The organism is Bartonella sp. CL25QHWL, from assembly GCF_042195335.1.
Classification (GTDB): domain Bacteria; phylum Pseudomonadota; class Alphaproteobacteria; order Rhizobiales; family Rhizobiaceae; genus Bartonella.
Genome location: NZ_JBHIOE010000006.1, coordinates 94,817 through 107,045 on the forward strand (window position 1 = coordinate 94,817; position 12,229 = coordinate 107,045).

The following is a 12,229-nucleotide window of genomic DNA, read 5'->3' on the forward strand; positions in this document are numbered from 1 at the left end:
TACCAATTTATGAGTAATTTTATGGCGTCATCTACCAAGCTTTTACTTTTTCTATTACTTGTAAATCAACACCTGCTCTAAACATAGCAATATGTTTGAGATAAAGATTAGAGCAAATGAGAGCCATGTGAAAAATCCCAGCTTTTATACGCCCAATTAGAGTAAAAATATTTACGTCTGGTTGAGAAATCTTAAAAAAAGCCATCATTCATTTTGGAAGAAACATAAAAGCCCAAAGATAAAACTATTGCCATCTTTACCATCCCTTTCATTTGCCTTTACGACTTTCAAACACGCTCATAACGCTGTATTTTAAATAATGAAAATCATGCATTGCCTCACCTTTTTACTTTTTCGTCTTTTTAGAGCATCTTTTTGCACTCCTCACTAAAAGTTCCAAGGCATTTCTTATCTAAGAACCTGTTTTAAAGAAATATTTTAAGATCTATTGGGCACACCACCTTTGACATTTATGAAGGTATGAGCCATCACTATATTATATTGTGCGGCACAATATCATATTGCAGCCGCAAAGATGTATTTTTTTTACAAACGTTATCATTAAGATAAATACCTTCTTTTGTAACAGACAAACAGACTCTTTTGGATTCTGAAACAGGAAATTTGAAATGAAAAAATATTCCTGTATTCAAACCTCTCATTGAGTCTAAAAAAATCAATGATCTTTTAAAATCAATATATTGGCTAATAACATAAATATGATATCAAGAACACCTTAAATAATGATCCTCATAGGCTTAACTCTATAGAAGGTGCTTTCATTATACAGCCTACACGCCGCTATAAAACACCAATACTCCCATATAAAAACATAATACAAATGTAAAAAACAATAGCTTATCAATGATTGAATAAAGTTTTATCTCTACGCTATTCCTTGAGAAAAATCAGAGAATAAAGCACGTTAACAAACGCGATTTATGCAAAATCTACTTGTTTATCTTTGATATCGTCAACCAATAAACGCGGATCACGAGCAAGCCAAAGCGTAACCATACCCTCCTCACTGTTTTCATTTTGTATAGGAGTAAGACAAACCGTTTGTTCTAGAACAAGTCCCGCATTTTTAAGCCATTGTTCTATTTGTAAAGCCGAAAATCCAAGACGCATATGCGCTTGATCGGAATATGAAGGCTCAATTTCATGATAACCAAAATCCACAATCAATAAACGGCCATGAGGACGCAAAACACTTGATATTTCATGAAGAAATATTTCAGGATTTTCAAGAAAATGTAAAACCCAATGAAGAATAACTAAATCAAAAGTTGTATCTCCAACAGACAAGTGAAAAACATTGCTATCAAGCACAACTTGAACCGCATGCGTATAAAGGTTAGAAAACAATTTTAAGACAGAGTCTCCACCTATTCCAATATTCAGCATCGTCTGAAATGGCTTATCGCCAATGATTTCAAGTAAAGCGTTTTCCACACCATGATCTGCCATATAGGATGACCGTAATACATCCCATTGCAACACATTTTGTAAGAAATGCTTCTTCCTCGTTTTTTGACGCTGCTTTTTGACATCCTTCAAACGTTCTAAATCATGCGCTAACAACACATCATGCTTTGGCAAAGCCGAAAGAACACCCATCACAATGTCTTTACCCCAAAAATCATGACAAAGCTTAAAATAAAGGCTATCTCCCTTCTGATAACGCTCAATCAATCGAGCTTCGTACAAGAAACGTAAATATCGTGATATACACGCTTGCGACTGATCAAGAATAAAAATAAAATCAGGAATTGTTAAATCTTCATGACGCAAGAGCGTAAGAACACGTAAATGGCTTACTTCTGCGACCGCTTTCAGCAGCACAATCATTGCATCTAAACTTGCACTTTTTTGCATAATTATCCCCTAAACATTCCTATAAACATTTGTTTATAGGAAAAAAAGTCAAGCATACAACGCATATTCTCATCTATTTTGTTCTCTCTATTTTATCATACTATGAAAAAAATAGGCTAATGTAAAAAACGAACAGATCTTATCTCCCTGCAGCTCGTTATAATGAGAATGCATTGATTTATAATAATAATTCATTCATTGTTAACTTGAATAAAAAACCGGAATACCGTAAATCTTTCTCATTTCAAATCTATTCATGATAAATCAATCCAAATCATTCTCTTACAGCTCATAAACGGAGGGGACATATGGATAAAAATATCTTTTATACCCACCTCAAAACAAGAACTGCATACCATTGAGAAAAAATAAATAACATGATAGTGCCAGCTTGCATTTTTATTAAGTAAAGATAATAATGCTCAATGACCAGAGCATTCGTAGAAATAGTACTATACTCTTCATCCCCTCCTTTTCATTGCAATTTTACAAGCAATAACCGGTTATATATCATGAGTAGAATAACCCTATTTAGGTCATAATTTCATAAAGTGTCTCTTACTCTTTGTTTAATGAATAAAAACTTACACAGAGTACACACACTTTATTTATGAAATAACAAACGCAATAAAGTACACTATTATTCCAACAAAGTTGAGATAAGAAAAAAACTTCTAGCGTGTAAGAGGTTTATAATTTGCATGCTTAGGATTAAGAGATTCCGCCCCAAGACGACGAACTTTATCAGCCTCATATTCAGCAAAATTACCTTCAAACCATTCTACATGACCATCACCTTCAAAGGCTAAAATATGTGTTGCCAATCGATCAAGAAACATACGATCATGCGATATGATAACTGCACAACCAGCAAAATTTTCCAATGCATCTTCCAATGCACCTAATGTTTCAGTATCAAGATCATTTGTCGGTTCATCAAGAAGAAGCACATTCCCCCCCTCTTTTAGAAGTTTCGCCAAATGTACGCGATTGCGCTGCCCTCCTGATAAATTTGCCACCTTCTGCTGCTGATCTGCTCCCTTGAAATTAAAAGCCCCGCAATAAGCGCGGCTATTCATCTCATATTTACCTAATTTAATAATGTCATTTCCACCAGAAATTTCCTCCCAAACAGTTTTATCCCCCACCAAAGAATCGCGACTCTGATCCACATAACTCATGTGAACTGTTTCACCGATACGTATTTGACCTGAATCGGGCTGTTCCTGTCCCGTCAACATTTTAAACAAGGTCGACTTTCCCATACCATTGGCCCCAATAACGCCGACAATGCCACCAGCAGGAAGTTTAAAAGAAAGAGAATCAATCAATACACGTTCACCATAAGCTTTAGAGAGATTATCAACCTCAATAACAACCTGTCCTAATCTTTCTCCAATAGGAATAATGATTTGCGCCTCTCCAGGACGGCGCTCACGTGCTGCTTGAACCAACTCATCATAAGCCTTAATCCGAGCTTTTGACTTTGCTTGTCGCCCCTTTGGACTAGAAGCGATCCATTCTTGCTCACGTGATAAAGCACGTTGACGCGCTGCCTCTTCACGGCCTTCTTGAGCCAAACGCTTGGCTTTAGCCCCCAAATAAGCAGAATAGTTCCCCTCATAAGGAATACCTCTACCGCGATCTAACTCTAAAATCCAACCCGTTACATTGTCGAGAAAATAACGATCATGGGTTATCAAAAGCACAGCCCCTGGATATTCACGTAGATGCCTCTCAAGCCAAGCCGTCGTTTCAGCATCTAAATGGTTTGTCGGTTCATCCAAAAGTAATAAATCAGGTTTTGACAAAAGCAATTTACAAAGTGCAACACGCCGCTTCTCACCACCCGAAAGTTTTGTTACATCCCCATCGGCTGGCGGACAACCAAGAGCAGCCATAGCCATTTCCACTTGACTTTCTAAATCCCAAAGATTTTGACTGTCAATAATGTCCTGAAGCTGTGCACTTTCATCAGCCGTTTCCTCGCTATAATTCATCATCAATTCGTTATAACGCTCAAGAATTTCCTGTTTATCTGCAACACCTTCCATTACATTGCCACGCACATCTTTGCTCGCATCAAGCAAAGGTTCTTGTGGTAGATAACCACAGCGTGCTCCTTCAGAAATCCATGCTTCTCCCGTATATTCCTTATCTAGCCCAGCCATAATACGTAAAATAGTTGACTTCCCCGCACCATTTGGCCCTAAAATACCGATCTTTGCATCTGGATAAAAAGACAAATGAATATTTTCTAGAACTTTTTTATTGCCGTAAGACTTGTTAAGCCCAGCCATATGATAGATAAATTGACGTGCCATAAATTTCTCTTTATATTGTGCGATATTAAAGATTAGGATTTTGAAAAAACTGCTTTTGCTTTTTGAAACTGTACAGTAAATAGCACTTACATCGTATCAAAAGCTTTTCGCTTTATATTGGTACATTTTTTCCAATCTCACAAGCCCCAGTATGGTCCTGAATGCAAAAAAACATCTCCCTAAAAAGCAAAAAGCAAATCTTTTTAGCTGTACCTGAAACCTGTTATCAAACATTACCTCTCTTTTCCATACCAGATATAACATTGTATTTTTATCGTATTAAACCAACTTATCAATGTAATATGGTACCACAAAGAAAAGCAATTCTCTATGCGCCTTCTTTTCTCGCTTTATGGGCTTTATATTACGCAGTAAAAAATCCTTCTCTTTTTTCATCGATTTTTTGCTACGGAAAGCAATGGACCTCACCCCTTGCCTTGATATGGCTTAAATTACGTTTACAAAACGACCGCCGCCTTATGGGATCTGACGTCCCAAGCCCAATGATCATGAAAGCTTTGCATCAACACGTAGCAACAAATGAATACAGTGCACTTCCCATTGGTACGTGGTTACAATTCGTAAAAAATTATAAAACCAATTGTAAAAACTTATCCATCCCCCTCTTTTGGCTTGATAATTATAAAAATAATATCAATATCCAGCACATCATTTCAAAACTTCAAGACGACATATAGCTTTTTAAAAATACGATAAAAGCTCATCTCGTATAGGAATATATTTATGGAAAAAAAAGCCTTAATCGTCATTGATGTTCAAAATGACTTCTTACTAGGTGGAGCACTTGCCGTACCACAAGGTGATGCTATTTTACCCGCCGTCAATAATCTCATAAATCATTTTGACCACGTTATCTTAACCCAAGACTGGCATCCCAAAAACCATTGCAGCTTTGCTTCCTGCTATCCTGAAAAAAAGCCCTATGATACAGTCATTCTTGACTATGGTCCTCAAATACTTTGGCCTGATCATTGCATACGAGGAACACAAGGAGCAGAATTCCATCCATCTCTTAGAGTAGAAAAGGCACAACTTATCCTTAGAAAAGGCTATAATCAAAAAATGGATAGCTATTCTGCTTTTCTTGAAAATGATCAAAAAACACCAACAGGTTTACAAGTTTATCTCAAAGAACATGGTTTTACTAAGCTCATTATGTGTGGCTTAGCAACTGATTTTTGTGTCGGATTTTCTGCTCTTCACGCTATGCAATGCGGTTTTAAAGTCAGTGTTTCATTAAATGCCTGTGCTGGTATTGATGTAAACGGATCACTAAACACTATGCTTAAAACGATGAACGAAGCTGGTATAGAACTTTTAATGGTCTCTTAAAGTATCCTTCTCTAATCTACCATTATAATACACTGATTTATAAAGGATAAATTATTTTACACATATTTAAGTAAGAGTCCAGAATATCGTAAATTCTCTCATTTCAAACCTGTTTCAAAAACATTCTCTTACACGTTACAAAGAGAATCAATGTATGAATAAATCATTCAAAAAAACAGTAAGAATGCTTCTTATGCCCCATTAAATGCAAGAGCTTGTCATAATATTGAAAGCTGATAAAAAGTATAACATCAGCTTTCTGTCTTATATTTAGGTCAAAAAGTATCCTAGAGATTGTACATTATTCCCTTCATGGGTAGTATCATGCAATGAACTCAACTTTAAAAAAACGCAAATAAGCAATAAAATAGTATTTTATTTTGCATGAAAGACCTCTTTTTACTCAAAGATATGCGATCAACAAAAGCGTGAAAATCTCCATTACTTAGACACAACATGTTTATACAATTGACGATTCTTAAAACGAATCGAAGAATATAATGCCATTCCAATAATACAGATTCCCACAAGTCCTGTTAAAACTTCAGGAACCGATATAATCGTTTGCAGATACATAATCACTGCAAGAACTAGAATTGCATAAAAAGCACCATGCTCTAAATAACGATAATGCAATAATGTTCCCGATTCAACCAACATAATTGTCATAGAACGAACGTAAAATGCACCGATACCAAGACCTATCGCAATAATAAAAAGGTTATGTGAAAAGGCAAAAGCACCAACCACGCCATCGAAAGAAAAACTAGCATCAAGAACTTCTAAATAAAGAAACGACCCTACTCCCCCGTGAGCTACTGTTGTTAAAGTCTTTTGAGGAGTATCCAAGAGATGACCAACAACTTCAACACCGATAAAGGTCAAAAGTCCATAAAGGGCTGCCAATAAAAAAGTTATTTTATTTTCTGCGTCAATCTGACCTGAAACAAATAAGATCAAAATCAAAACAATTGCAATATCAATTCCAACAAGCGCCCCAAACTTTTGAGCAGGTCTCTCTATAACATTAAGCCAATGCACCTCTTTTTCAGAATCAAAAAAATATTTTAAGCCAACCATCATAAGGAAAGTTCCTCCAAAAGCAGCAATCCCCATATGCGCATCGGTTAAAACTTCAGCATATCGATGTGGTTCCCATATCGCTAATTTGACTGCCGCAATTGGATTAATCCCAACAGCAACGACAACCACCAATAATGGAAAAACAATTCGCATCCCAAATACAGCTATCAAAATGCCCCATATAAGAAAACGACGACGCCACAATGGACTCATTCTACTAAGAACACGCGCATTGATAATAGAATTATCAAAAGATAAAGAAATTTCCAAAATTCCTAAAACAACGCAAATAAAAAAATATTTAAGAAAACCAGTAATACTTTCCGTCTCAAACCAACCAATAACCCCTCCTAAAAAGACACCAATAATCGTGAAAAAAAAAGCAAACCCAAAATAGCGTAATAGGGCCATGATCATTCCTCAAAGTTTATTTTCTACTTCATCTAAAGCACACCCAGTACAAATCCAAAGTTTGCATCTCTTTAAAGTTGCATCTATTAATGCAGAGGTGTATAGAATATATATGGTAAAGTTACATGAAAATTCTCTCAAAAAAAGCAAGAGACAAATGTAGCAAACAAGGAATTTTGTTTTGAAGTGAATATCAATTGTCAATACAATAAGTGAAAGATTGCTTTCTATCCACGAAAATAAAAAAATAAAAAGAAATTAAAGCTATAATATTGACATTATATCATAGAATATTAATACATAGTGTGCTTTTATTATTTAATGATTTATACCATGATGATTTACCGAGGGAGATAATTCGTGGCACGTCCTGAAACTGAATCAAAAACCATATTTGGAAAACGTTTACGTTATGTACGTCTTGCTTTAGGCGATCCATCACGTGAAACCTTAGCTAAAAGTTTTAGCATGACAAAAAATTCCATTGCTTTTTATGAGCGTGGAGAGAGAGAACCCAATCTTAGTGTCTTACAAACATACCGCACGTTATACGGTGTCAATATTAATTGGCTTTTAACTGGACAAGGAAAAATGTTTGACACCGAATATACAAAAGGTGATTTTGACTGGAATTATTTTATTAAAAAAATCGAGGGACTGGAAGAAACACTTGCCGATAGTGATCGTAACGAAAAACTAAATCAAGAAAAAATCGACAGTTCTTATGAAAAATTGCAGCAATATTTGTCAAGACAAGGTTTATCAAATAGTTTTAACCCTAAAACTACAACCTCTCTTATCGATATGAAAGCTAAAATGGCCAATTCTTACACCCTTAGCTTATTCATTGATTTACTCATTCGAAGCGTATCCCAAAAAGAGGTTATAGCTAATCAATAAACGTCTATTTCAAAAGAAAAAACAAGAAATGATTAAACTCTACCAGTATGGAGAAAAGTGTTTTTACTTTATCCGTGCTGGTGAAATTTTGTATAATTTATAAATTTTGTTTCTGTAACGACAATAAAAATATTTGCGTTGTAAGTGAAAGTATAGTGTCTTTAACTTAAAAAAATAATTTTATAGTATAAAATTCTCATTCATATCTTATTGACAAGAAATTTTTTCTTGTTAAAAGAATAATAGCTCTCATAGAAATTATTTTTTTAAGTCAGAAAATTTAAGGGGAATATATTGACGACTTCCTATAGAGACATACATTAATGTTTACAAACGGATTAGTTAAATATTTATCCTGAAAATTATCAGCTATTTTATGAGGTGAGAAACATGTATTTTGAGGTGTTTCAAGGAGTTCACAATCAATGGTACTGGCGTTTAATCTCAGGAGATGCACAAAAAATTGCTTTTTCTAGTAAAGGCTATCCAACAAAACAAGATATCCTAATCAATATTGAGCAAATAAAAGAAGTTACACATAAGGCTCTTATTAGAGAACTACAATCCTAACGTTCTTTACCATTAAAACAAGCGTTTATTTTGTATAATGGTATGTTGAGTTATTTTTGTGACAAATGAACAGTGATTGTTTTTCCCTCAATGAGAGGGCGTTTTTTGTATTATTTCTGACGCTTACAAATAACAGTCATATTCTTACAGATTATGTGTTTATTTTCAATCACACACAAATCTCTATAGCCTTTATCAAAAAGAAAATCTCTTAAGTCTTGTATTTTTCATAAAAAATAAACGCACATGAAGAGAAGATAAACATCAATGAGAGATATAATTACTCTACAAGATATTAATATCTTTTACGTTCATATTCCTCTTCTGTATCTGATAATCATAACTGACTTACCCATTTCATCTTCATAAAAAGCAAATATCTCTTTCTTCCTATTATCATGCAATTTTTTATACCTATTAGCTGAAACTATCGTAGCATTTATACCTTACATCTAAAAGGAACGTGCAAAATTGTTTCCAGCAATAATATAAAATTGCTGGATTGTATAGACGCGCTTTTTAATAACCAGCCTACCTATAAACTGGTTTATCATCATAAACTCTTATTTTATGACCAACGACGCTCTGTCTTATAAACTTAAATGTTTTCATAAAATCAGAGTAAACTTGAATATTCTCTTCTAATACAATATCTCCATCAGCACCATAATTGGCTTCATTAAAGTTTATCTCTCTCGTCATTCCAATCTTCCTAACACATTTTCAAACCCTTTAATGCAAAATATGAATACAATCACTCTTTATCATCTTCAGATTTAAGCATTTTTTTATATTTCTTTTCATTTTTTTCATATTGCTTAATTTGTTTTTTCAGTTTTTCAATTGCTTGGTCACGTCTTTTAATCACCATACTTTGCTCTCTAATAGCTCTATCTCGTTCTTCAGTCATCTTCATAGAATCTCTTAAAAACTCATGCTTTATTCTTCTAGATTCCTCTTTTAAAATTTTCACTTGACTGCGATAATATAAAGAAAACCGAAATATAACCCCGCTGCACAACAAAACAACAACCATTGCTCCCAATAAAATTTCGTTTACACTCATTTGGATCTCCCTTAATTGTCGCTCAAGTGATCATCTTGACCAATTTATTTCATCCTCAATCAAAAAAAGAATGCAATAAATTGCATGTTCCAAGTGTGAACAATCACTCTCGGCATTCTTATTTTCTCCATTAAAGCATTGATCAATGGCGCAAACAAATCTCTGAAAGCGGCTAAATCTACACTCACACCAATTATTTGCGACACATTTATTGACACAAAATACAAAAAATAAGGAACGTCAAATAAAACTAACGACGCAATGCAATCATAAAAGCCTTGCCCAAATCGTTCCTATCTTCCTTTTTACGCCATGTGGAATGCGGCTATATGAAAGTTTTTCATTATTACAAAAATCTTCACTGTCATAAAGCACAGCATTTCTGTAAAATTTTGCCTTCCCACAAATCTTTACATCACCATAAACTAAAGCATCATTATAAACTCGAGCCTTTCTACAATCACGAGTATCACCATAAAATTCAATACATTGAACATTCAAAACTTGATCAAAAAAGACCGCATTAGCGTAAACATATGCATCTCCACTCATATTCAAATAACGATAAAGTTCTTATTTTTCATAAACATGCAAACTCTTACGAACGACTACACAACCATATGTTAATGCATTGTTATAAATAACAATATCATTGTAAACACAGACTTCATTATAAACCGCAGCATCATAAAAACACACTCATCCCCATAAGGGCATTGATCGAATGTATAATTCTACCAAACAACCACCTTTGTGGATCAGATTACCTTCCTGTTTAATAAAATATCCAAGATCACTTTTTTGATATTTCCCAATTTTTTAATGCATATATACGATATACCATCTGATAGTGATCTAATTTATTACAATAAAGGAGAAATCAGTATTCTTTGCCTATGAATTTACATTTTTTCTACAGCCATTATCCTATCTCTTAAGGCTCTAAAGCTTCGTTATATTCACATACTACCTCAACGCAGAATTTTTTTACAAATTCTGATGTTGGGGTATATCTTGATTTATAATGCTGCTACGTATACTATCACAGTGAAATCTCATAAACATACGAGTGTGTATCGCCCTTTCTGGTATACACATTTACTTTTTCACAACCGTGGAACTAAGCAACCATTTTTATTGATTCGAATCTGAAAGTGTATGGGGACATTTTGTTATTAGTTAAAAACAACTCTATATGCTTCCTTAGCGAAGAGCTACACATGGATATTTTCACGCTCCTTGTATCATATATTCTGGATTCGCAACGCAATATTAACGCTATAGCGTAAATATGTAAAGGTCTAAAAATGACAAAGACTGAAAAAGATTGGTTCCAACGCTTAGTTGAATTGATAAAAAGTGACGGACGAACAATGATTGAAATAAGCAGAGCTGCAGGCTGTGGACAAAATTACGTCCAACAAATGATAAATGGGGGAAAGAGGCCTTCTGTAGATAAACTCATGGCTATTTTGAACACACTGGGAAATGCTAGTGCCATATATGTAATAACTGGTTTCAACATCTCCGATGAAGATTTAAAACTCATAACTTTGATTTCGTCTGGAGATAAAAAGAAGATTGAAGCCTTAAATGTTCTGTTGAATGAGCAGAATCTGTAGAATTTTCTACTTTATCCAATATCGCTTGCTTTTGAGACGTCGATAAAGACTCCCATTTCACAATAATATCAGATAAAGTTGTTTCAAATTTTTTATCATTCTTCATAGTCATACTCCATGTAGTCAAACTATATAACGCTAAAGCGTTCAAATATATCTCATACCTTAGAAAAAAATATTTGCAATAGGCAGTATGGAAGCAATTGTGTACAAACTTATTTTACAAAATCAGATGAAGTTCTATTAGTCATGTACCATGGTGAAACAAAAGGCATCACACGATCCAGACCTTACTTATGAAAATTGGTATAATCTATCAAAAACGCGAATAATGTTACGCAGATCTTGCGATTCGGACCAATGAAAACTAATGTGAAAATATCCCTGAAGACACTCCTGAACTCTATATAAGAGAACACGAAAAAGCTTTTTGAAAAAATACATCACAATTTTATGCTACATAGCACTATCTATGTTTTTTAAACAATATTGCAAAGCAAGAATATAACAATGTTATAGGAATAAATTCTTATAAACAGAGCCACACTACCTAAAACTCTGTAACACGTTTACAGGTAACCTCCCCTCTAAACACACCTTGTAAATACTAATATAAGTCTCTATCATGAGCAAAAATGATATTCTTAAAAAATAAAACGAATCACCACGCACAATCTTTGTACGTAAATTGTATACAGATTTACAACAAGAGAGAAATTCCCTTATGCAAATGAAGAATTATATTTTCAAAGTATGATTTTGAAGAAGAAGTGTACTTTTACAAAAAAATCCCCCTCTCTGCCAATACTTTTTCATAAGAGAGAAAACTCATAACAAAGATAAAACTCTCTACACGATCAATACGAGAAAAAGGTTAGCAATACAAAAAAGTGGTAGGTTTACCGCAATATTGCCAATCCCTTATGAGAGTAAAATTAAAAAAGACATCTGCTCTTCAATAATAATTCGGATCACATGAAAACTCTATAATTTGAACATTAAGAAAAAAATACACAAAGACA

General features: G+C 34.0%; 12 protein-coding genes. 5 read left to right on the top strand and 7 right to left on the bottom strand.

Annotation, left to right across the window (positions count from 1 at the left end; genetic code table 11):
- Positions 1-939: 939 nt before the first annotated feature.
- Positions 940-1,878, bottom strand: coding sequence for an ArsR/SmtB family transcription factor (locus tag ACFILY_RS04920; protein ID WP_375637661.1), 939 nt, complete (start codon positions 1,876-1,878; stop codon positions 940-942).
- A 674-nt stretch (positions 1,879-2,552) separates the two neighbouring features.
- Positions 2,553-4,202 (bottom strand): energy-dependent translational throttle protein EttA, encoded by a 1,650-nt coding sequence (gene ettA / locus ACFILY_RS04925; RefSeq protein WP_273790793.1) that lies wholly within the window; start codon positions 4,200-4,202, stop codon positions 2,553-2,555.
- 161 nt (positions 4,203-4,363) lie between these two features.
- On the opposite strand from ettA, the gene ACFILY_RS04930 reads away from it, so the two are divergent.
- Together ACFILY_RS04930 and pncA are read left to right on the top strand one after the other, a co-directional pair.
- Complete coding sequence (locus ACFILY_RS04930) at positions 4,364-4,900, top strand: hypothetical protein (RefSeq protein WP_273790794.1); 537 nt, start codon at positions 4,364-4,366, stop codon at positions 4,898-4,900.
- A 46-nt stretch (positions 4,901-4,946) separates the two neighbouring features.
- Positions 4,947-5,555 carry a bifunctional nicotinamidase/pyrazinamidase gene (gene pncA, locus ACFILY_RS04935; RefSeq protein ID WP_273790795.1) on the top strand — a complete coding sequence of 203 codons (609 nt, stop codon included), beginning with the start codon at positions 4,947-4,949 and terminating at the stop codon, positions 5,553-5,555.
- Positions 5,556-5,996: 441 nt separating this feature from the next.
- Here pncA and ACFILY_RS04940 read toward each other — a convergent pair whose 3' ends face one another.
- Positions 5,997-7,049, bottom strand: a complete 1,053-nt coding sequence (locus ACFILY_RS04940; RefSeq protein WP_273790796.1) for a DUF475 domain-containing protein — start codon at positions 7,047-7,049, stop codon at positions 5,997-5,999.
- Positions 7,050-7,409: 360 nt separating this feature from the next.
- On the opposite strand from ACFILY_RS04940, the gene ACFILY_RS04945 reads away from it, so the two are divergent.
- Together ACFILY_RS04945 and ACFILY_RS04950 are read left to right on the top strand one after the other, a co-directional pair.
- Positions 7,410-7,949 carry a helix-turn-helix transcriptional regulator gene (locus ACFILY_RS04945; protein ID WP_273790797.1) on the top strand — a complete coding sequence of 180 codons (540 nt, stop codon included), beginning with the start codon at positions 7,410-7,412 and terminating at the stop codon, positions 7,947-7,949.
- Between the two features lie 390 nt (positions 7,950-8,339).
- A complete protein-coding gene (locus ACFILY_RS04950) occupies positions 8,340-8,519 on the top strand; it encodes a DUF1508 domain-containing protein (protein ID WP_273790798.1) in 180 nt (59 codons plus the stop codon).
- A 531-nt stretch (positions 8,520-9,050) separates the two neighbouring features.
- Here ACFILY_RS04950 and ACFILY_RS04955 read toward each other — a convergent pair.
- The 3 genes from ACFILY_RS04955 to ACFILY_RS04965 form a co-directional block, all read right to left on the bottom strand.
- Entirely contained in the window at positions 9,051-9,221 is a 171-nt protein-coding gene (locus ACFILY_RS04955; protein WP_375631186.1) for a hypothetical protein, read from the bottom strand.
- Positions 9,222-9,273: 52 nt separating this feature from the next.
- Entirely contained in the window at positions 9,274-9,585 is a 312-nt protein-coding gene (locus ACFILY_RS04960; protein ID WP_273790799.1) for a hypothetical protein, read from the bottom strand.
- 267 nt (positions 9,586-9,852) lie between these two features.
- On the bottom strand, positions 9,853-10,143 hold the full coding sequence (locus ACFILY_RS04965) for a hypothetical protein (protein WP_375637662.1): 291 nt from the start codon (positions 10,141-10,143) through the stop codon (positions 9,853-9,855).
- A gap of 749 nt (positions 10,144-10,892) precedes the next feature.
- Between ACFILY_RS04965 and ACFILY_RS04970 the strand changes: the two genes are divergently transcribed.
- On the top strand, positions 10,893-11,207 hold the full coding sequence (locus tag ACFILY_RS04970) for a helix-turn-helix domain-containing protein (RefSeq protein WP_007347852.1): 315 nt from the start codon (positions 10,893-10,895) through the stop codon (positions 11,205-11,207).
- On the opposite strand, the gene ACFILY_RS04975 is transcribed toward ACFILY_RS04970, so the two are convergent.
- On the bottom strand, positions 11,131-11,313 hold the full coding sequence (locus ACFILY_RS04975; protein ID WP_273790801.1) for a hypothetical protein: 183 nt from the start codon (positions 11,311-11,313) through the stop codon (positions 11,131-11,133). The genes ACFILY_RS04970 and ACFILY_RS04975 overlap by 77 nt on opposite strands.
- Between the last annotated feature and the right edge of the window lie 916 nt (positions 11,314-12,229).

Excerpts from the sequence above, each read along its gene's own strand:
- ACFILY_RS04920 (WP_375637661.1), bottom strand. The coding sequence starts at position 1,878 with ATGCAAAAAAGTGCAAGTTTAGATGCAATGATTGTGCTGCTGAAAGCG.
- ettA (WP_273790793.1), bottom strand. The coding sequence starts at position 4,202 with ATGGCACGTCAATTTATCTATCATATGGCTGGGCTTAACAAGTCTTAC.
- ACFILY_RS04930 (WP_273790794.1), top strand. The coding sequence starts at position 4,364 with ATGCAAAAAAACATCTCCCTAAAAAGCAAAAAGCAAATCTTTTTAGCT.
- pncA (WP_273790795.1), top strand. The coding sequence starts at position 4,947 with ATGGAAAAAAAAGCCTTAATCGTCATTGATGTTCAAAATGACTTCTTA.
- ACFILY_RS04940 (WP_273790796.1), bottom strand. The coding sequence starts at position 7,049 with ATGGCCCTATTACGCTATTTTGGGTTTGCTTTTTTTTTCACGATTATT.
- ACFILY_RS04950 (WP_273790798.1), top strand. The coding sequence starts at position 8,340 with ATGTATTTTGAGGTGTTTCAAGGAGTTCACAATCAATGGTACTGGCGT.
- ACFILY_RS04955 (WP_375631186.1), bottom strand. The coding sequence starts at position 9,221 with ATGACGAGAGAGATAAACTTTAATGAAGCCAATTATGGTGCTGATGGA.
- ACFILY_RS04960 (WP_273790799.1), bottom strand. The coding sequence starts at position 9,585 with ATGAGTGTAAACGAAATTTTATTGGGAGCAATGGTTGTTGTTTTGTTG.
- ACFILY_RS04970 (WP_007347852.1), top strand. The coding sequence starts at position 10,893 with ATGACAAAGACTGAAAAAGATTGGTTCCAACGCTTAGTTGAATTGATA.
- ACFILY_RS04975 (WP_273790801.1), bottom strand. The coding sequence starts at position 11,313 with ATGAAGAATGATAAAAAATTTGAAACAACTTTATCTGATATTATTGTG.